The following is a 19,322-nucleotide window of genomic DNA, read 5'->3' as shown; positions in this document are numbered from 1 at the left end:
CGGCGTCAGCAGTCGAAGACCGACCAGCAGATGTCGTTGCGCAACCGCTGGTCGTCCAGGACCAGCTCGCGGATCTCCACCGGGAGCTGGTCACGCTGCCACCGGCACTCGTCGCGCCCGGCCGCCTCGCCGAGACCGGCGGGCGCCGCCGCGCGTACCGCCTTGATCGCGTACGCGGCGGCGCCGAGTTCGTGGGCGGCCACGTGGGCCACGACGGCGGCCTGACCGGCGGCGTACGCGGCGTTGCGCGCGGCACCGCGCAGGTCCCGGGCCGCGCCCATGGCGTGACCGCCGGCCGCGCGCGCCTGCATCATCCGGACCTCGCCCCGCACCCAGGCCCGGGCGTGCTCGATCGCCTCGCGCGGACGCGGATCGTCCGGCCGGACCGCCTCGAACAGCCCGAGGACGTGCTCGGCGCAGGTGGCCGCCCAGAGCGCCAGCAGGTGGTGGTGCTCGTCGGTGAGCGTGCCGCCCCGGCGGATGGTGGTGAACCGGGGATCGCGGATCTTCGGCAGGATCACGACGCGGTCTCCGGTCCGGTGCCGCCCCGGCGCAGGTCGTGGTCGAGGCTGCTCATCAGCCGCGCGACCCGGCTGCCGCCGCCGGTCACCGGCGGATAGCGGCGCAGCACGTCCACGAGCGCGGGCGTGGCGAGCCGCCGGTACCGGTCCAGCACCGCCTGCCCGACGGTCTCGTCGCCGCCGGCCTCCAGTTCGGCGACGCGCGCGGCGTTGGCGGCGGCCCGCAGGATGTGGCCGACCTGGGTGGCTTTCGCGATCGGGTGCAGGTACGCGGCCGCGGCGGCGTCACCGGCGGCCCGGGCGGCCAGGCGCGCGGCCTCGGTGGGCGCGGACCGGGCGGCCCGGTGCGCGTCGAGGGACGTGACCCGCTGGAGTTTCGTCCGGGCGGCGCCGCGCGCGAACGTCCGGGCCGCCTCGACAGCCGCGCGGGGGCGCGGGTCACCGGGAACCGCCCGCTCGTAGACCGGGAGGACGTCCTCCGCGTGCCGGACCGCGTACCGCGCCACCTCGCGCAGCTCGTCCGTCGTCAGGTCGAAGTCCCCGGGCGCTGTCATGTCGCGGGCATCGTATCGGTGATGCTCCGCCGGTACGGGCCCCAGCCGACGAACCGTTCGAACAGCTCGCGCGGGGTCGGCCCGTCGTGTGGGTTGAGGCGGAACAGGTCGTGGGTGGCCTCGTGGTACAGCCCGGACAGGTAGACGGCCAGGTCGACGGGGTGGTCCGCGTACTCGACCTTGAGCAGCAGGCGGGCCTGCGCGCAGGGCCACGGTCCGCCGCAGGCGCGGCAGAGCCAGAGCGGCCTGATCGGCAGGTGGGCCGGGTGGTCCGGCGGGTAGGGGCGGGGCCGATCGGGGTACGGCCCGAGCCGCGGTACGGGAAGGTTCATGCGTGACAGTCTGCTGACGGCACCACTACGCTCGGAAGCCGTCACGGTCGGTCCGGGGAGAGGCCGGGAGACCGGCGGCGGACTGAGGAGGGCGTGTGGAGAACGAGCCGACCGCCGAGCTGATCCGCGCGCAACTGCGGCGGCTGCGGCTGCGGGCCGAGCTGAGCCAGGAGGAGTTCGGGAGGCTCGTGCACTTCTCCGGCTCCCAGGTGTCGGCGGTCGAGCTGGGCCACCGGCCGCTCGACCGGTTCTTCCTCGCCCGGGCCGACGAGGTGCTCGGCACCGGCGGGCTGTTGATGTCGCTGCTCAAGCTCGCCGAGCGCGACGGCCAGCCGAGCTGGTTCCGCCCCTGGCTCGAAGCCGAACGCCAGGCGCAGCAGTTGCGCTGTTACCAGCCGAGCCTCATCCCGGGCCTGTTGCAGACCGAGAACTACGCCCGCGCGATGATCCGCACCGACGACATGCTCGCCGAACAGGAGGCCGAACGGCGACTCGCGGTCCGGCTCGACCGGCAGACGGTGCTCGCCGGCGCCGATCCACCCAAGTTCGTTGCCGTAATCGAGGAAACCGTGCTGCGCCGCGCCGACGAGAGCTTTCGCGGGTTGATGAGCCAGCAGGTGGCACACCTGATCGACGCGAGCAGCCACCCACATGTCGCGGTACACGTCATCCCGGCCGACGTCGGCCTGCACATCGGACTGACCGGACCGTTCACTCTCGCTAGGGGCGGCGACGGAGGGTGGATCGGGTATCTGGAGAACCAACTCGGCGGAACAGCGATCGACAAAGATGAAGACGTAGCTATCCTGCTGTCCAGATGGGAGAGCGTCCGGAGTGAGGCACTGTCCCGCCGGCAGTCGATCGAGCTGATGAAGGAAGTGGTCGAGTCATGGAGCTGATCGGCGCGGTCTGGCGCAAGTCCACCCGTAGCGGGCAGAGCGAGTGTGTCGAGGTGGCGGACAATTTGGCCGGGGTGGTCGGGGTACGGGACAGCAAGGACCCGGCCGGGCCGGCACTCACCTTCACGCCCGACGCCTGGCGCGCCTTCGTCCGGGTCAGCGGGAGCCGCGCGCCGCGCTGATCAGCACCGTGTGCTTGCGTACCCGGAAGGCGCCTTCGGCGTCGATGCGGGCCTGGATCGCCGCGCGGGCGGCCGCCTCCTGCGCGGCGGTGAGCGGCCCGATCATGCTGGCGACGTACGCCAGGATCGGCTCCGCGGCCGGCACCACCAGCTCGTCCGGGTAGCGCTCGACCGTCACGTCGTCGAAGTGGGCGGCGACCCGGGCCGGTGTCGCCTCGGCGGTGACGTCGTTCCGGTCGTGGAACCGGACGGCCAGGTCGGGACGCCCGATCACCGGGCCGAGCGTGTTCAGCTCGGCCAGGTGGTCGCGGCCGTTCACGGCGACGGCCAGCCGCCCGCCGGGGCGCAGCACCCGGGCGAACTCGCGCAGCGCGGCGTCCGGGTCGTCCAGGTGGTAGAGCATGCTGTTGGCGATCACCGCATCGGCGACGCCGGCACGGATCGGCAGGTACGTGGCGTCGCAGCGCAGCACCCGGGCGCCGGGCACCTCGCGCAGCCGCGCGCACATGGCGGGTGAGAAGTCGGTGAGGGTGAGCCGGCCGCGACGGCCGACCCGGCGCCACAGCTCGCCGGTGCCGGCGCCCACCTCCAGCACATCCCCGGTCAGCGGCAGCCGCTCGCCCAGCCAGGCGAACCAGCCCTGCGGGTTCGTGCCGTACGAGTGCAGCGCGATGCGGGCGGTCAGGTTTCCGGTGGTCGTCGCGTACTGGCTCACGGCTCGGGCCGACGGAGTGGTGGTCATCACCCGAACGTAGAGGAAGCGGTTCTCCGAGACCTCGGTATCAAGCGTTGCTAGCTACCGGTACCTAGTGTTACTTTCTACTGGTACTCAGCGACGCTTAATAGCGAGGGGACGAGGACATGGCCAACCAGATGACGGAGATGCTGAAGGGCACTCTCGAAGGCATCGTCCTGGCGATCCTGGCCCGCCGATCCGCGTACGGCTACGAGATCACCGCCTGGCTGCGCGACCGCGGATTCTCGGACATCGCGGAAGGCACCATCTACGCGCTGCTCGTCCGCGTCGAGCAACGCGGTTTCGTGGACGTGGAGAAGGTTCCCTCCGAGAAGGGGCCCCCGCGGAAGGTGTATTCGATCAACGCGAAGGGGCGGGAGCAGCTCGCCGAGTTCTGGCGGACGTGGAGCGTCCTCGCGGAGCGCATCGACCACCTTCGTGACAACGACGACCGGCACGACGAAGGAGCATGAGCATGGCCGCGAAGTGGATCGAGACGCTCGTCGGATCGCTCGACCAGAAGAAGCAGTACAAGCGACACATGGCCCGCATGGAGGCCCTGCCGGAACCCCATCGCAGCGCGGCCAAGGCGCTCCAGCGGTACTTCATGTACCAGGGAGGGATCGTCGACGGGAACACACTCGTCGCGATGCTCGGCGACTCCGTGGACCTCTGGGAGCGCGCGGTCGCCGACGGCACGCCCGTCCGCGCGATCGTCGGCGACGACCCCGTCGAGTTCGCCGAGACGTTCGTGCAGGCGTACTCCGGGAGGCAGTGGATCGACAAGGAGCGCGAGCGCCTCCGGAAGGCGATCGACGCCGCCGGCGGCGACAGCGGGGAGGAACACGCATGACCACCACGACGCGCGGACCCGCCATCCGGGTACGTGGCATCACCAAGTCCTACAAGGACCTGCACGTGCTGCGGGGCGTCGACTTCGAGGTGACGGCCGGGAGCATCTTCGCTCTGCTCGGCTCGAACGGCGCCGGAAAGACCACGCTCGTGCGGATCCTGTCGACGCTGCTGAAGGCGGACACCGGCACCGCGATCGTCCACGGCTTCGACGTCGCTTCGGCTCCCGCCGAGGTACGCAAGTCGATCAGCCTGACCGGCCAGTTCGCCGCCGTCGACGAAATGCTCACCGGCCGGGAGAACCTGGTCCTGGTCGCGAAGCTCCGTCACCTGAGGAATCCGGGTGCGATCGCCGACGACATGCTGGCCCGTTTCTCGCTCACCGACGCGGGGAACCGCCGGGCGGGGACGTACTCGGGCGGCATGCGCCGACGGCTGGACATCGCGATGAGTCTCGTCGGCAACCCGCCGGTCGTGTTCCTCGACGAGCCGACCACCGGCCTCGACCCGCAGGCCCGCATCGAGGTCTGGCGGACGGTGCGGCAGCTCGCCGAGGACGGCACCACCATCCTGCTGACCACCCAGTACCTCGACGAGGCCGAGCAACTCGCCGACCGGATCGCGATCCTGCACGAGGGGACGATCATCCAGAACGGCACTCTCGCCGAGCTGAAGCGGCTTCTCCCGACCGCGAAGGTCGAGTACGTCGAGAAGCAGCCGACCCTTGAGGACGTCTTCCTCGCCCTCGTGGGCCACACCGCCGGCACCGGCGACAAGGCAGCCGTGCCCGCAGGAGAGGAATCCCGATGACCACCCATGTCCTCAGCGACACCGGAACCCTCACCGGCCGCTCCCTGCGGCACATCCTCCGCAGCCCGGACACCATCATCACCACGGCGGTCACCCCCGTCGCGCTGATGCTGCTCTTCGTGTACGTGCTCGGTGGAGCCATCGACACCGGATCCGGCGAGTCGTACATCAACTACATGCTCCCGGGCATCCTCCTCATCACGATCGCATCCGGCATCGCCTACACGGCGTACCGCCTGTTCCTCGACATGCAGGGCGGCATCTTCGAGCGCTTCCAGTCGATGCCGATCCCGCGGCCCTCAGTGCTCTGGGCGCACGTCCTGACCTCACTCGTCGCCAACCTGGCCTCGCTCGTGATCGTCACGGGCGTCGCCCTGATCATGGGATTCCGGACGGGCGCATCGGTGGTCGACTGGCTCGCCGCAGCCGGCATCCTGATCCTGTTCACCCTCGCCCTGACCTGGGTCGCCGTGATCGCGGGCCTGTCCGCCAAGACCGTCGACGGCGCGAGCGCCTTCAGCTACCCGCTGATCTTCCTGCCCTTCATCAGCTCGGCGTTCGTCCCCACCGACTCGATGCCCGGCCCGGTCGCCTGGTTCGCCGACAACCAGCCGGTGACGTCGATCGTGAACACTCTCCGCGCGCTCTTCGCTCAGCAACCCGTCGGCAACGACGTCTGGATCGCGCTCGCCTGGTGCGCCGGCCTGCTCCTGGCCGCCTACGCCGCCGCGACGGCGATCTACCGCACGAAGGTCAGCTAACCGATGGTGGGAGCCGGTCACCCGTGGAGAGGTAGAGGCAGAACGGGTGACCGGCCGGGTCGAGGTGCACCCGGACGTCGTCCTGCGGCTGGAAGTCGGCCACGGTCGCGCCCACCGACACCGCGTACGCCGAGGCGGCCTCCAATTCGTCGACCTTGATGTCCAGGTGGGTCATCATCGGCGTGTCGCCGGGCCCGGCGGGCCACACCGGGCGCACGTAGGCCGGCTCGTCCTGGAACGCCAGCCAGGTGCCGCCGTCCGGCGGAGCCAGCACCACCCAGTCGGGCTCGTCCTCGCGGCGGGACCAGCCGAGCAGCCGCTCGTAGAACGCGGCCAGGTCCTGTGCGGACGGTGCGTCGAGCACGAAACTGCTCAGTTCCAACGTCGGTCGATCCACCATGCCACCCTTCCTACCCCGCCCCTGCGACAACCTCACCCGGCACTAGCGCGGAAAGGGATCGCCCGGCCGTACGCGCTCGCCGTACGCTGCGGCAATGCTGCTGCGCATGTCGACCCTGCTGCTCCGGACCCTGCGCGAGGACCCGGCCGACGCGGAGGTGCCGAGCCACCGGCTGCTGCTGCGCGCCGGTTACGTCCGCCGGGCCGCGCCGGGCGGCTACACCTGGCTGCCGCTGGGCAAGCTCGTGCTGGACCGGATCACCGCGATCGTGCGGGACGAGATGACCGCGATCGGCGACCAGGAGGTGCACTTCCCGGCACTGCTCCCGGCCGAGCCGTACCGGACCAGCGGGCGGTGGACCGAGTACGGGGACGACATCTTCACGCTCGCCGACCGCAAGGGCGCCGAGCACCTGCTCGCACCGACCCACGAGGAGTTGGCCGCGCTGCTGGTGAAGGATCTGTTCACGTCGTACCGGGACTTCCCGGTGACGCTGTTCCAGATCCAGACCAAGTTCCGCGACGAGGCGCGGCCCCGGGCCGGTCTGCTGCGCGGGCGCGAGTTCCTGATGAAGGACGCCTACTCGTTCGACCTGGACGAGGCCGGGCTCCGGGCGGCCTACGACCGGCACCGGGCCGCCTACGAGCGCGTCTTCACCCGGCTCGGGCTGGACTTCACCACCGTCCACGCGATGTCCGGCGCGATGGGTGGGTCCGCGTCGGAGGAGTTCCTGGCCGCCACGCCGGTCGGCGAGGACACGTTCGTCGGCTGCACCGCCTGCGACTACGCGGCGAACACCGAGGCGGTGGTGACCCGTGCGCCGGCCGCCGGTGACCCGGACGCGCACCCGCCCGCCGAGGTGCACGACACCCCGGAGACGCCGACCATCGCCGCCCTGGTCGAGCTGGCCGAGGCCCGGAAACTGGGCGGGCGCACCGGCTGGACCGCCGCCGACACGTTGAAGAACGTGGTCCTCACCGTCCGCCGCCCCGGCGCCGAACAGGGCGAGCCGCTGGTCATCGGTCTGCCCGGGGACCGCGAGGTGGACCTCAAGCGGGTCGAGGCGGTGCTCGCCCCGGCCACGGTGGCGGTATTCGAGGACTGGGACGCCCACCCGGAGCTGGTCCGCGGCTACATCGGGCCGCAGATCCTCGCCAAGCACGGCATCCGCTACCTGGTCGACCCCCGCGTGGTGCCCGGCACCACGTGGCTGACCGGCGCGAACGAGCCGGGCCGGCACGCCACCGACGTGGTCTGCGGGCGCGACTTCGTACCGGACGGCACGATCGAGGCGGCCGAGGTGCGGCCCGGCGATCCCTGCCCGGCCTGCGCCGACGGCGAGCTGACCATCCGGCGGGGCATCGAGGTCGGGCACATCTTCCAGCTCGGACGCCGGTACACCGACGCGTTCGCGGTCGACGTGCTCGGCCCCGAGGGCAAGCCGGTCCGGCCGACCATGGGCTGTTACGGCATCGGCGTGTCCCGGGCGGTCGCCGCTGTCGCCGAACAGCACCACGACGACCGAGGGCTGGTCTGGCCGGCCGCTGTCGCGCCGTGCGACGTACACCTGATCGCCGCCGGGAAGGGGCCGCAGCTCGACGCGGCGCTCGACCTCGGCGGGCGTCTCGCCGCCGCCGGCCTGCGGGTGCTGGTCGACGACCGCACGCACGTGTCCGCCGGGGTGAAGTTCACCGACGCCGAGCTGATCGGCATCCCGCGCGCCGTCGTGGTCGGCCGCCGCCTGGCCGACGGGTACGTGGAACTGCGCGACCGGGCCACCGGCGAGCGCACCGAGCTGCCGGTGGAGGCCATCGTGGAGCGCCTGCGCGACGAGGTGGGCACGACGCGCCGCGACGGGGTGTAGCGAGCGCGCCACCGGGTACCGCAGACGGATCGACCGAAGCTTTCGGAGGCTCTCATGTTCCGCGTCAGTGACGTGATGACCAGGCAGGTGGTCTACCTCCCGGCGGAGACCCCGTTGGACGAGGCGGCCCGGGTGATGAAGGAGTCGGACATCGGCGACGTGGTGGTGACCGACGGCGCCACGCTCGCCGGCATGTTGACCGACCGCGACATCGTGGTCCGGGCGGTCGCCGAGCGGGCCGACCCCGGCACCACCACGATCGGCTCGATCATCACCCGCGAGGTGGTGATGATCGAGCAGCACTGCACGGCGAACGAGGCGGCGGCGCTGATGCGCGAGCGCAACATCCGCCGGGTGCTCGTGTGCGACAACGACCGCAAGCTCGTCGGCATCGTCTCCCTCGGCGACCTCGCCATGCAGCTCGACCCCCAGTCGGCGCTCAGCGACATCAGCGAGGCCGCGCCGAACGTGTGAGCCGAGGGCCCCGCACGTGCGGCGGGGCCCCGCTCGGCACCGCCGGGTGGCGACGCGCGGCGGCGGATAGCCTCGACCCATGCCCGAGATGCCGACCAAGCTGGCCGAGATCGTCGACGAGTTCGCCGCCGCGCCCCGCGACGTCGTCCTGGAGATGCTGCTGGAGTTCGCCGACGTGATCCCGCCCCTGCCCGAGGGCGTGAACCGGGAGGAGCTGGAGCAGGTCCCCGAGTGCCAGACCGCGTTCTTCCTGCGCGCCGAGGTGAACGCGGACAAGACCGTGAGCACCGTCTTCGACTGCCCGCCGGAGGCGCCCACCACCCGGGCGTTCGCCGGCATCCTCGCCGAAGGGCTGGCCGGGGCGAGCGCCGAGGACGTGCTGGCCGTACCGGACGACCTCTACCAGCGGATGGGCCTCGCGCAGGCGATCAGCCCGCTGCGGGTACGCGGCGGCACCGCCATCCTGGCCCGGCTCAAGCGCCAGGTCCGGGAACAGATCTCCTGACCTGCGGGTTGTCGCTGGTCATGGACATCGAGATCTACGCCGACGTGGTCTGCCCCTGGTGCTGGATCGGCAAGCGCCGGCTGGAACAGGCCCTGGAGTCGTACGACGGCGAGGTGACCGTCCGGTTCCGGCCGTTCCAGCTCGACCCGACGCCGGTCACCGAGCCGAAGCCGCTGCTGGAGGCGCTCGGCGACAAGTTCGGCGGACGGGACAAGGCCGAGGGGATGGCCGCGCACGTGACGGGCGTCGCGGCGGGCGCGGGCCTCGACCTGCGGTTCGACCGGGCGGTGGCGGCGAACACCTTCGACGCGCACCGCCTCGTGCGCTTCGCCACCGAGCACGGCCGCTCGGCCGAGATGGTCGAGCGGCTCTACCGGGCGCACTTCCACGACGGCGTCGACGTCGGCTCGATCGACGCGCTCGTCACACTGGCCGGCGAGGCCGGACTGGACGAGACCGAGGCGCGGCAGTACCTGGAGTCGAACCTGGGCCGCCGGGAGGTCGCCGCCGACCTGAGCACCGCCCACCAGCTCGGCGTCTCCAGCGTGCCCACGTTCGTGCTGGCCGGGAAGTACGCGGTCACCGGCGCTCAGGAGCCGGAGACGCTGCTCGCCGCGCTGCGCGAGGTGGCGCAGCGCGAAGCGGCAGCCTGATGTTTCACGTGGAACAAGATCGATGCGGATGAGGACCTAGGCCGACCTGGCCAGGTTCTCCACCACCCTCGCCCCGGGCAGCGCGCCGAGCGCCGGCCCGGGCAGGGCGATCTTGCTGTGCCGTACGCCGGACCCGATGATCACGTGCGGCGTGGCGACCACCCGGGAGTCGACGAGGATCGGCCAGTCCGCCGGCAGGCCGATCGGCGTGATGCCGCCGTACTCCATGCCGCTCGACTCCACCGCCTCGGCCATCGGCGCGAAGCTCGCCTTGCGCACGTCGAGCAGCTTGCGGACCACGCCGTTCACGTCGGCGCGGGTGGTGGCGAGCACGACACAGGCCGCGTACCGGGTCTCGCCGCCGCGCTTACCGGCGACCACCACGCAGTTGGCCGACTCCTCCAGCCCCACCTCGTACGCCTCGCAGAAGGCAGCGGTGTCGGCCAGGTCGGCGTCGATCGGGGCGACCAGTACGTCGTCCACGTCCACCGGGGCCTCGTCCGGCCACACCTGCACCGCGGCGGCGACCGGCGGGGCGAGCAGGTCGAGCCGGGTACGGACCGGCTCCGTCTTCAGCGTCCCCATCATGCCGCGATCCTCGCACCCGCCCGGCGGATCGACCCGCCGGACCCCGCCTCAGCCCTTCAGTTGGGATTGGTGAGGAACGCGTTCTCCTGGGTGAAGTCCCGGCTCTCGGTCGTGGTGAGCTGCCGGCGGCGCAGCACCTCGGTACGGTTCGCCTCGGCGTCCTCGATGCCGTGCCGGACGCCGACCCGGATCACGCCGTAGAGGAAGACGAAACCGAAGACGTAGAGGACCACTGTGGCGACGAAGACCAGCATGCGGTCACCGTAGGCCGGCGCGGACCCGACTGGTTCTCATCTTCCGTCGGTTCCCCCGTACGTGTCCGCGAGGTAGTCGACCCAGGTCCGGGTGCCGGCCGGTGTGGCGGTCGTGGTGAGACCACCGGCGCGCAACTCCCGCCCGAGCCGGCCGGGAATCCGGACCGGCAGCAGCGGGCGGCGCACCCGCCGCGCCGCGAGCCAGGCCCGGGCCGCCTCGTCGAAGCGCAGCACCTCCGGCCCGCCGAAGTCCTCCACCCGGTTCGACGGGCCGGCCAGCAGCAGGACCGCGAGCCGGTCCGCCACCTCACCCGGGTCGACCGGCTGGGCGAGCACCGCCCGGTCCCCGATCACCGGACCGAGGCGGCTCGCGCCGCTCAGCAGCCCGGCCAGGAACTCCGGGAACTGGGTCGCCCGCAGCACGCTCCACGGCACCGGTCCGGCGGCCACCACCTGCTCGGCCGCGAGTTTGTGCCGGTAATAGCCGAGCGGCACCCGGTCGACGCCGACGATCGACACGAAGACCAGGTGACGAACCCCGGCGTGACCGGCGGCCACTGCCAGCCGGCGGGTGCCGAGCACATCGACGTCGTGGGTACGCCGCTGCGGCGACGAGGCCAGGTGCAGCACCGCGTCCACTCCGGCGACCGCCTCCGCCAGCCCGGCGCCGGTGGCCAGGTCGGCGGTCACCCACTCGACCCCGTCCCCGGTACGCGGCCGGCGGCTCGTCGCACGCAGCGTGAAGCCCTCGTCCCGCAGCCGCAGCACCGCCACCCGCCCGAGCCGCCCGGTCGCGCCGGTCACCAGCACCCGCATCGCCACTCCTCCCGCTCACGCGCAGCCGCCACACCGCGGCTCCCCGGTGGGACGGAACGCCGACCCGCATCGTGACAGCCGCCCGACCGCTACGCCCCCCACCCGATCCTGCGCCACCCGACGCCCTGCCCGGCCCGGATCACTCCGTCCGAGCCCGCACCCGGCCCTCTCGGCCCTCCGCTCCCCTCGCCCTGCCAACCGATCAAGGAGTTTGTGTCAGATTCCGGGCCGCCATCCGACACAAACTCCTTGATCAACCGGGAGGGGAGGGCGGAACGGGTACGGGCGGTCAGACGATGGGGGTGGGGGTCAGGGGGTGGGGCGGGGGACCACGCGGCCGGCCACTACCAGGCCGAGCAGGGCGCAGGCGGCGGCGACGGCCAGCGTGGTGGCGTAGCCGGCCGGGCCGGGGGACGCACCGGCGGCCAGGACCGCGCCGGTGAGCGCCAGCACCGTGGCGGCGGCGAGCGAGTCGCCCAGTTGCAGCGCGGAACTGTTGCGGCCCTGCTCGGCCGGGGCGGACTGCTCCAGGGTGAGCACCGACAGCGACGGATAGAGCAGGCCCATGCCCAGCCCGGCCACCGACCAGCTCAGCACGGCCGGCAGCACCGGCAGTCCGGGCACCAGCGCCGACGCCACGCCCGCCGTACCGATCGTGATGCAGGCCAGCCCGGCCCGGGGCAGCGTCGCCGCCGAACGGGGTGAGCCGATCCGGCCCTGGATCCACGAACCCACCGACCAGGACAGTGCCCCGACGGTCAGCACCAGGCCGGCGCCGGTGGGCGAGAACCCGCGCTCCCGGGACAGCATCAGCGGGATCACCACCTCGGCGGCGACGAACGCCGCCGACGCCAGCGCGCGCAGCCCGATCACCGTCGGCAGTCCCCGTGCCGCGCGCAGGAAACCGGCCGGCAGCAGGTGCGGCACGCAGACCAGCAGCCCGGCCAGCGCCACGGCGATCAGACCGGCGGCGAGCGCGCCGCGCTGCTGCCCCCCGTAGTGCAGCAGTGCGGCGCTCGCCCCCGCCCCGCAGGCCCAGCCGATCCGGGCCAGGGCACCCGCCGGCGGGCGGGTCGCCACGGTGGCGGTCAGCGCCCGCAGCCCCGGCTGGATCAGCAGCGCCGCCGGGATCGCCACCGCCGGCACCGCGAGGAACACCCACCGCCAGCCCAGGTGTTCCACGATCAGTCCGGCCAGCGCCGGGCCGACCAGCGACGGCACCACCCACGCCGCGGCGAACGCGGCGAAGATCCGCCGCCGCAACTGCTCCGGGTACGCCTGACCGACGATCACGTAGAGCGCCACCGAGACCAGTCCGGAGCCGAAGCCCTGCACCACCCGCCCGACGACGAGCACCTCCATGGTCGTCGCGGCGCCGGCCACCACAAGCCCCGCGACGAACCAGACGACCCCGTGCCACATGGCCGGGCGTGGCCCCCGCGCGTCGCACCAGATGCCGGAGGCGACCATCGCCACCACGCCGGAGGCGAACGGGCCGCCGAACGCCAGCGCGTACAGGCCGAGCCCGTCGAGGCTGCGCGCCACAGTCGGCATGGCGGTGCCCACCGCCAGCGCCTCGAACGCGAGCAGGGACACCAGGGCGACGCTGCCCACCGTCATCGCCCGCAGGCGCGGCGACCACAGGTCGACGGGTGGATCAGCCGGTACGGCGGTGGTGCTGGTCATGGCGTTCAGCCTCGGACCTCACCCCCGGTTGAGGTCAACTGTGTCGCGCGTCTCGTCGGCACGGCAACGACAGGCCGACGCCGGAACTTCTGCCGTCGGGGTGGCATAACGGACGCCGCGCCGGGAAGTCGGGCCGCCGGGACGAGACCGGGAGGCGAGATGGCGCTGGGACGGTTCGCCGGCCTCCTGCTGTCGCCGACGGTCGTGCCGGAGGCCGCCGCACGCGTCGCGCGTACCATCGGGTCGGCCCTGCCCACGGACGCCGTGCCGGCCCGGGTCACCGAGGTCGCGGGGAGCGTCGGTACGGCAGCGGCCCGGCTGGCCCGCCTCACCGGTCTGACCAGCCGCCGGGTGTGGTCGCAGGACGGCCGGCACCACATCGAGGTGCACGGCGTCTGCCAGGACGGCGGTGACCGGCTGGCCCGTCAGGTCGAGGCGGCGCTGGAGTCGATGCCGGGCGTCACCTGGGCGCGGGTCAACGCCCCGTCGGGCCGGGTGGTGGTGGCGACCGGGGATCCGGCGCCCAAGCTGCGCGACCTGATCGCCACGGTGGCGCGCGTGGAGCGGACCTGCCCGTACGAGCCGGACCCGGAGATCGAACCGCCGCAGCCGCCCGAGGACGGTCCGCGCACCGCGCGGACGTTCGGCGCGCTGCTGTCCGACGTGCTCGGGCTGGGCATCTCCGCCGCCACCCGGGTGCTGCCGCTGACCCCGATTCCCGCCGAGGTGGCCGGGCTGCTGGGCGCTGTCGACCTCCACCCGAAGCTGCACGCGCTGGCCGGGCTGGGCATCCGCGCCGACCCGCGCGCCGAGGTGCTGTTCCCGCTGGCCGAGGCCGTGGTGCAGGGTCTCACCGGCGGCTGGGCCGGGATCGTGCTCGACGGGGCGCAGCGCGTCGTGCAGTGGGGCGAGGCGGGTGCCCAACTGGCCGCGTGGAGCCGGGCCGAACCGCGCCTGACCGGCGACCCGGAACACGCGGTCGCCCGGGTGCCGGACGGCGAGCGGCCCTGCCCGGTGCCGGACGGGCAGCCCGAGCGGTACGCCAAGCGGGTGCTTCCGGCCGGCGCGGTCGCCGGGGCGGCGGCGCTGCCGGTGCTGGGACCGAAGCGGGCCGCCGCGCTGGCGCTGTCCTCGCTGCCGAAGGCACCCGGCTCCGGCCGCGAGGGGTACGGCGCCCAGCTCGGCCGGATGCTCGCCCGGCGCGGTGTGATCGCGATGGACCGCAGCGTGCTGCGGGAGCTGGACCGGATCGACACTGTGGTGCTCGATGCGGCGGTGCTCGGCTCGGACCGGGGCGTCCTGGCCGATCTCGCGCCGCTGGCCGACGTCGACACCGGGCAGGTCGCCGCCCGGGCGTTCGCGTTGTTCGACCCGGCCGAGCCGGACGCGGTACGCGCCGACGGCGGCTGGCGGATCGGCCCGCTGGACCGCCTCGGCGCCGACGATCCCGGGGACACCCCGGACAGCGCCCGGCTGCGCGCCGACGGTGGACGGCTGCTCGGGCTGGCCGAGAACGGACGGCTCGCCGCCGTCCTGCGGGTCGAGCCGGAGCCCGCGCCCGGCGTGGACGCGCTGGCGTCGGCCGCCCGGCAGGCGGGCCTGCGGCTCGTGGTCGGCGGCCCGGACGACGGCCGGTACGACTTCGCCGACCTGCTCGTGCCCGGTGGTCCCCGGCTCGCCGACGCGGTGCACGACCTGCAACGCGAGGGCGCTGTGGTGATGGTGGTCTCCGGTGAGCGGTCGGCGCTCGCCGCGTCCGACTGCGGCCTCGGCGTGTACGGCCCGGACGACCTGCCGCCGTGGGGGGCGCACCTGCTCGTCGGCGACGACCTGCGGGTGCCGGCCCTGCTCGTCGACGCCGCCGGGGTGGCCCGCCGGATGACCGAGCAGAACATCCGGATCGCCATGGCGGGCAGCGGGCTCGGCGCGCTCGGCGCGTTCACCGCCGACCGGCGGCGACTGCCCCGCCCGGCCCTGGCGGCGGTGAACGGCGCGGCGGCGCTCGCGTTCGCGCACGGCGTGTTCCGGGCGCACCGGCTGCCGGACCGTACCGGCGCCCCGATGCCCGCGCTCACCGCCTGGCACCTCATGCCGGCGCAGACCGTCCTGGACCAGCTCGACACCGGCCCGTCCGGGCTGACCGACGAGGAGGCGGCCCGTCGCCGGCGCGTCGAGGTCGGGGACGAGCACGGCCCGGCCGGGCTGCTCCGCTCGTTCGTCGAGGAGCTGTCCAACCCGCTCACCCCGGTGCTGGCCGCCGGTGCGGTGCTCTCCGCCGCGTTCGGCTCACTCGTCGACGCGGCACTGGTCGGCGGCGTGGTGGGCGGTTCGGCGCTGGTCGGCGCGGTGCACCAGCGCAACACGGAACGGTCCCTGGCCGAGTTGCTGTCCCGCTCGGCGGTCACCGCCCGGGTGGTGCGCGACGGCGAGGAGCGGGTGGTGCCCGCCGAGGAGCTGGTACGCGGCGACGTGATCACCGTCAGCTCCGGGGACGCCGTACCGGCCGACTGCCGGGTGCTGACCAGCGACGGGCTGGAGGCGGACGAGTCGTCACTGACCGGCGAGTCGCTGCCGGTGGCGAAGAGCCCCGATCCGGTGGTGGCGGCGGCCATCGCGGAACGGCACTCGATGCTGTTCGAGGGCACCACTGTCGCCGCCGGGCACGGCACCGCCGTGGTGGTGGCCACCGGCGCGGAGACCGAGGCCGGGCGGAGCCTCGCCATGGCCCGGGAGGCCCCGCCCGCCAGTGGCGTGGAGGCGCGACTCGGCAAGCTGACCAGCAGCGCCGTACCCCTGGCGGCCGCCTCGGCGATCGCGGTCGCGGGCGCGGGGCTGCTTCGGGGCGTACCCCTTGCCGAAACGGCGGCGACCGCCGCGAACCTGGCCGTGGCGTCGGTGCCGGAAGGGCTGCCGTTCCTGGTCAGCGCCGCGCAGCTGGCGGCGGCGCGGCGGCTGGCCGAGCACGGCGCCCTGGTCCGCAACCCCCGGACCATCGAGGCGCTGGGCCGGGTCGACGTGCTCTGTTTCGACAAGACCGGCACGCTCACCGAGGGGAAGCTGCTGCTGGCCGGGGTGGGTACGGGCGACGGCCGGTACGCCGTCCTGGACGAACTGGACGAGCCACTCCGGTCGACGCTGGCCGCCGCGGTGCGGGCCACCCCGTCCGCCGCCGACCCGGACGAGTTGCCGCAGCAGACCGACCGGACGGTACGCCACGGCGCGGACGCCGCCGGGGTGACCGAGCGGACCGGTGCGGCGGACTGGACCGCCACGGCCGGACTCCCGTTCGAGCCGTCCCGCGGCTACAGCGCCGCTGTCGGCCGCACCGCCGGCGGGCTGCTGCTGAGCGTGAAGGGCGCCCCCGAGTCGGTGCTGCCGCGCTGCGCGTCCCGGCGCACCGCCGAGGGCGACCGGCCGCTCGACGCGGCCGGACGCGAGGAGGTGCAGGCCATGCTGGCCGGGCGGGCCGGCGCCGGGCACCGCATCCTCGCCGTGGCCGAGTGCCCGGTCTCCACCGAGCAGGTGAGCGACGAGCAGGTCGACGGCCTGGTCTTCGTGGGTTTCCTGACCCTCGCCGACGGGGTGCGGGAGAGCGCCCGGCCGGCGGTGGCCCGGATCCGGGCGGCGGGCGTGCACACCGTCATGATCACCGGCGACCACCCGGCCACCGCCGAGGCGATCGCCGCCACGATCAGCCCGGACGACGGCGGGCAGCGCGTGGTCACGGCCACCGACCTGGACCGGCTGGACGACGCCGCGCTCGCCGAGCGCCTGATGGCGACCGACGTGGTGGCACGCTGCACGCCCGCCCACAAGGTACGGATCATCCAGGCGTTGCAGCGCCAGGACCGGACCGTCGCGATGACAGGTGACGGCGCCAACGACGCCCCGGCGATCCGGCTCGCCGACGTCGGTATCGCGCTCGGTCAACGGGGCACCCCCGCCGCACGCGCCGCCGCCGACCTGGTGGTCACCGACGACCGGCTGGAGACGATCATCGCCACGCTCGTCGAGGGACGGGCCATGTGGTCGTCGGTACGGCACGCGCTGAGCATCCTGGTCGGCGGCAACCTCGGCGAGATCGCGTTCAGTGTGCTGACCGCCGCCGCGACCGGCCGGTCCGCCCTGAACGGCCGGCAACTGCTGCTGGTCAACCTGCTCACCGACCTGGCGCCCGCGCTCGCCATCGCGGTCCGCCCGCCCGCCGACGACAGCGCCGACCACCTGCTGCGGGAAGGGCCGGACTCCTCGCTCGGCGTCACCATGACCCGGGAGATCGGGCTGCGCGCGGCGTCGACCACGCTGGGCGCGACCGCCGGCTGGACCATCGCCAGGTGGACCGGCACCCAGCGGCGGGCCGGCACCGTCGCGCTCGCCTCGCTGATCGGCACGCAGCTCGGGCAGACCGTCCTGGCCGGCGGCACCAGCCCCAGCGTGCTCGCCGCCACCGCCGCGTCGGTGGGTGTGCTCGTGGCCGTGGTGCAGACGCCCGGCGTCAGCCAGTTCTTCGGCTGCACCCCGCTCGGCCCGGTGGGCTGGACCATCGCCACCGGCTCCGCGCTCGGCGCCACGTTCGCCAACGGCGCGCTGACCAAGCTGGTCGACCGTCTGCCGCAGCCCGGCTCGCATGGGCGTCCCGATCAGGGGTACGGCGAAGGACATGACGACGCCTGAGGTCACGTTCGTCGGTACGGCGACCACTGTGCTGCGGATCGGCGGCTTCACGCTGCTCACCGACCCGAACTTCCTGCACCGGGGTCAGCGGGCGTACCTGGGCCGGGGCCTGTGGTCGAAGCGGAGCACCGACCCGGCGCTGACCATCCCCGAACTGCCCGCGCTGGACGCGGTGGTCCTGTCCCACCTGCACGGCGACCACTTCGACCGGGTCGCCCGGCGTGGACTGGACCGGTCGCTGCCGATCCTCACCACGCCGCAGGCGGAACGGAAGCTGCGCCGTTGGGGCTTCGGCGCGGCGGAAGGGCTGCCCACCTGGCGCGCGTTCGAGCTGCACCGGGGCGACGAGACGCTGCGCCTGACCGCCCTGCCCGGCCAGCACGGGCCCGGCCTGCTGGACCGCGCGCTCCCCGACGTGATGGGCAGCCTGATCGACCTGGAACAGGGCGGCGAGCGACGGTTCCGCCTCTACGTCACCGGGGACACGCTGCGCCGCCCGCAGCTCGCCGAGATCCCCGCCCGTTTCCCGGACATCGACGCCATGCTGATCCACCTGGGCGGCACCCGGATCGCCGGCATCCTGCTCACCATGGACGCCCGGCAGGGCGCCGACGTGGTGGAGCTGATCCGGCCGCGGCTCACCGTACCGATCCACTACGACGACTACCCGGTGTTCCGGTCGCCGCTGCGGCACTTCGTCGAGGAGGCCCGGCGGCGCGGCTTCGCCGGCCGGGTCCGTACCGTCAGTCGCGGCGAGACGGTCCCGCTGACGCCCTGACCGCCGCTCAGTGCCAGGTGGCGGCGGCCCGGCGCAGCCGGTCGTTGATCGCACGGCCCACGCCGGTCTCCGGCACCGGCTCGGCGACGATCTCGCTCACCCCGGCCGCGTCGAGCCGGTGCAGCGCGTCGAACAGGCGCGCCGCCGCGGCCGTCACGTCGCCGTCGGGCGACAGCACCTCCACCGCCGCCCAGTCGCCGTCCGCCGGTGGCTCCCGGAAGGCCAGGAATCCCCGCCGGCCGCCGCCGGGCTCGGCCGCCGCGCCCAACCGCAACGGGGTACGCGGGGCGTAGTGCGCGGCCAGCGTCCCGGGCGCGACCGGCTGACCGGAGCTGCCCTGGCGCACCTCGACCGGGCCGACCGCCTCGACGAGCGCCTCGACCGGCAGCGCGCCCAGCCGCAGCACCACCGGCCGGTCGCCCCGGGCGTCCACGATCGTCGACTCGATGCCGCACCGGGTGGGCCCGCCGTCGAGCACCACGTCCACCGCCCCGCCCAGCCCGGCCACCACGTGCTCGGCCCGGGTCGGGCTGAGCTGGCCGAACCGGTTGGCGCTCGGCGCGGCCACCGGTACGCCCGCGGCGGCGATCAGCGCCCGCGCCGACGGCTCGTCCGGCACCCGTACCGCCATGGTGTCCAGGCCGGAGGTGACGATCGGCGGGATGATCTCCGGCCGGTCCACGATCAGGGTGAGCGGACCGGGCCAGAACCGCTTCGCCAGCTCGGCCACCGCCGTGGGCACCTCGCCCACCAGCGCGGCCAGGTCGGCGGCGTCGGCCAGGTGGCTGATCAGCGGGTCGAAGCTGGGTCGCGCCTTCGCCTCGAAGATCCGCGCCGCGGCCCGGGCGTCGAGCGCGTTGGCGCCCAGCCCGTAGACCGTCTCGGTGGGAAAGGCGACCAGCCCGCCGGCGCGCAGGACGACGGCTGCCTCGTCGATGCCGCTCTCGGCCGGCAGGACGCGCGGGGATCCGGTGCTCACGCTT

The 19,322-nt window shown here is 73.7% G+C and carries 22 protein-coding genes; 12 read left to right on the top strand and 10 right to left on the bottom strand.

The genetic code is table 11. The features are described 5' to 3' along the window. Positions 1-5: 5 nt before the first annotated feature. The 3 genes from V6U82_RS12955 to V6U82_RS12945 are packed head-to-tail and all read right to left on the bottom strand — an operon-like array spanning position 6 to position 1,407. On the bottom strand, positions 6-521 hold the full coding sequence (locus V6U82_RS12955) for a putative immunity protein (RefSeq protein ID WP_128137519.1): 516 nt from the start codon (positions 519-521) through the stop codon (positions 6-8). Next, complete coding sequence (locus V6U82_RS12950) at positions 518-1,075, bottom strand: putative immunity protein (RefSeq protein ID WP_334461034.1); 558 nt, start codon at positions 1,073-1,075, stop codon at positions 518-520. The genes V6U82_RS12955 and V6U82_RS12950 overlap by 4 nt, the downstream gene beginning before the upstream one ends. After that, a complete protein-coding gene (locus V6U82_RS12945) occupies positions 1,072-1,407 on the bottom strand; it encodes a hypothetical protein (protein ID WP_252451212.1) in 336 nt (111 codons plus the stop codon). The genes V6U82_RS12950 and V6U82_RS12945 overlap by 4 nt, the downstream gene beginning before the upstream one ends. 95 nt (positions 1,408-1,502) lie before the next feature. On the opposite strand from V6U82_RS12945, the gene V6U82_RS12940 reads away from it, so the two are divergent. Both V6U82_RS12940 and V6U82_RS12935 read left to right on the top strand, forming a co-directional pair. Further along, the gene (locus V6U82_RS12940; RefSeq protein WP_334461033.1) at positions 1,503-2,306 is read left to right on the top strand and encodes a DUF5753 domain-containing protein; all 804 of its coding nucleotides are present in this window, start codon (positions 1,503-1,505) and stop codon (positions 2,304-2,306) included. Next, a complete protein-coding gene (locus V6U82_RS12935) occupies positions 2,297-2,488 on the top strand; it encodes a DUF397 domain-containing protein (RefSeq protein ID WP_128137428.1) in 192 nt (63 codons plus the stop codon). Before V6U82_RS12940 ends, V6U82_RS12935 begins: the two co-directional genes overlap by 10 nt. Here V6U82_RS12935 and V6U82_RS12930 read toward each other — a convergent pair. Next, entirely contained in the window at positions 2,463-3,230 is a 768-nt protein-coding gene (locus tag V6U82_RS12930) for a class I SAM-dependent methyltransferase (protein ID WP_128137427.1), read from the bottom strand. The genes V6U82_RS12935 and V6U82_RS12930 overlap by 26 nt on opposite strands. Positions 3,231-3,349: 119 nt before the next feature. Between V6U82_RS12930 and V6U82_RS12925 the strand changes: the two genes are divergently transcribed. From V6U82_RS12925 to V6U82_RS12910, 4 genes are read left to right on the top strand one after another with little or no spacing between them, the layout of a single operon-like run. Beyond that, a complete protein-coding gene (locus V6U82_RS12925; protein ID WP_262012885.1) occupies positions 3,350-3,697 on the top strand; it encodes a PadR family transcriptional regulator in 348 nt (115 codons plus the stop codon). A 2-nt stretch (positions 3,698-3,699) separates the two neighbouring features. Then, complete coding sequence (locus V6U82_RS12920) at positions 3,700-4,077, top strand: DUF1048 domain-containing protein (protein WP_128137983.1); 378 nt, start codon at positions 3,700-3,702, stop codon at positions 4,075-4,077. Continuing rightward, on the top strand, positions 4,074-4,886 hold the full coding sequence (locus tag V6U82_RS12915; RefSeq protein ID WP_128137984.1) for an ABC transporter ATP-binding protein: 813 nt from the start codon (positions 4,074-4,076) through the stop codon (positions 4,884-4,886). Before V6U82_RS12920 ends, V6U82_RS12915 begins: the two co-directional genes overlap by 4 nt. After that, positions 4,883-5,647 carry an ABC transporter permease gene (locus tag V6U82_RS12910; RefSeq protein WP_128137985.1) on the top strand — a complete coding sequence of 255 codons (765 nt, stop codon included), beginning with the start codon at positions 4,883-4,885 and terminating at the stop codon, positions 5,645-5,647. The genes V6U82_RS12915 and V6U82_RS12910 overlap by 4 nt, the downstream gene beginning before the upstream one ends. On the opposite strand, the gene V6U82_RS12905 is transcribed toward V6U82_RS12910, so the two are convergent. Next, positions 5,640-6,047: a VOC family protein gene (locus tag V6U82_RS12905; RefSeq protein WP_334461032.1), complete on the bottom strand. Its 408-nt coding sequence runs from the start codon at positions 6,045-6,047 to the stop codon at positions 5,640-5,642. The two genes, V6U82_RS12910 and V6U82_RS12905, sit on opposite strands and share 8 nt — an antisense overlap. 94 nt (positions 6,048-6,141) lie before the next feature. Here V6U82_RS12905 and V6U82_RS12900 point away from each other — a divergent pair, with 94 nt between their 5' ends. The 4 genes from V6U82_RS12900 to V6U82_RS12885 all read left to right on the top strand — a co-directional run bounded on the left by V6U82_RS12900 (position 6,142) and on the right by V6U82_RS12885 (position 9,543). After that, positions 6,142-7,911: a proline--tRNA ligase gene (locus V6U82_RS12900; RefSeq protein ID WP_334461031.1), complete on the top strand. Its 1,770-nt coding sequence runs from the start codon at positions 6,142-6,144 to the stop codon at positions 7,909-7,911. A gap of 54 nt (positions 7,912-7,965) precedes the next feature. After that, positions 7,966-8,385 carry a CBS domain-containing protein gene (locus V6U82_RS12895; protein WP_128137988.1) on the top strand — a complete coding sequence of 140 codons (420 nt, stop codon included), beginning with the start codon at positions 7,966-7,968 and terminating at the stop codon, positions 8,383-8,385. Positions 8,386-8,464: 79 nt separating this feature from the next. Next, positions 8,465-8,890, top strand: coding sequence for a SufE family protein (locus tag V6U82_RS12890; protein ID WP_128137989.1), 426 nt, complete (start codon positions 8,465-8,467; stop codon positions 8,888-8,890). A 20-nt stretch (positions 8,891-8,910) separates the two neighbouring features. After that, positions 8,911-9,543 carry a DsbA family oxidoreductase gene (locus tag V6U82_RS12885; protein WP_128137990.1) on the top strand — a complete coding sequence of 211 codons (633 nt, stop codon included), beginning with the start codon at positions 8,911-8,913 and terminating at the stop codon, positions 9,541-9,543. 36 nt (positions 9,544-9,579) lie between these two features. On the opposite strand, the gene V6U82_RS12880 is transcribed toward V6U82_RS12885, so the two are convergent. The 4 genes from V6U82_RS12880 to V6U82_RS12865 form a co-directional block, all read right to left on the bottom strand. Then, positions 9,580-10,128, bottom strand: coding sequence for a YbaK/EbsC family protein (locus V6U82_RS12880; RefSeq protein ID WP_334461082.1), 549 nt, complete (start codon positions 10,126-10,128; stop codon positions 9,580-9,582). A gap of 59 nt (positions 10,129-10,187) precedes the next feature. After that, entirely contained in the window at positions 10,188-10,385 is a 198-nt protein-coding gene (locus tag V6U82_RS12875) for a hypothetical protein (RefSeq protein WP_334461030.1), read from the bottom strand. A gap of 36 nt (positions 10,386-10,421) precedes the next feature. Further along, complete coding sequence (locus V6U82_RS12870) at positions 10,422-11,201, bottom strand: SDR family oxidoreductase (protein ID WP_334461029.1); 780 nt, start codon at positions 11,199-11,201, stop codon at positions 10,422-10,424. Positions 11,202-11,510: 309 nt separating this feature from the next. Continuing rightward, positions 11,511-12,887, bottom strand: coding sequence for an MFS transporter (locus V6U82_RS12865; protein ID WP_334461028.1), 1,377 nt, complete (start codon positions 12,885-12,887; stop codon positions 11,511-11,513). Between the two features lie 159 nt (positions 12,888-13,046). Between V6U82_RS12865 and V6U82_RS12860 the strand changes: the two genes are divergently transcribed. Continuing rightward, the gene (locus V6U82_RS12860; RefSeq protein ID WP_334461027.1) at positions 13,047-17,561 is read left to right on the top strand and encodes a cation-translocating P-type ATPase; all 4,515 of its coding nucleotides are present in this window, start codon (positions 13,047-13,049) and stop codon (positions 17,559-17,561) included. Then, positions 17,548-18,339, top strand: a complete 792-nt coding sequence (locus tag V6U82_RS12855) for an MBL fold metallo-hydrolase (protein WP_128139202.1) — start codon at positions 17,548-17,550, stop codon at positions 18,337-18,339. The genes V6U82_RS12860 and V6U82_RS12855 overlap by 14 nt, the downstream gene beginning before the upstream one ends. 7 nt (positions 18,340-18,346) lie before the next feature. On the opposite strand, the gene V6U82_RS12850 is transcribed toward V6U82_RS12855, so the two are convergent. Beyond that, positions 18,347-19,294 carry an L-threonylcarbamoyladenylate synthase gene (locus V6U82_RS12850; RefSeq protein WP_334461081.1) on the bottom strand — a complete coding sequence of 316 codons (948 nt, stop codon included), beginning with the start codon at positions 19,292-19,294 and terminating at the stop codon, positions 18,347-18,349. Between the last annotated feature and the right edge of the window lie 28 nt (positions 19,295-19,322).

The sequence above is a fragment of the Micromonospora sp. CPCC 205554 genome, from assembly GCF_036902745.1.
GTDB lineage: Bacteria > Actinomycetota > Actinomycetes > Mycobacteriales > Micromonosporaceae > Micromonospora > Micromonospora tulbaghiae.
The sequence above is the reverse complement of the archived record's forward strand: the minus strand, read 5'-3'. Positions and strand labels throughout refer to the sequence as shown.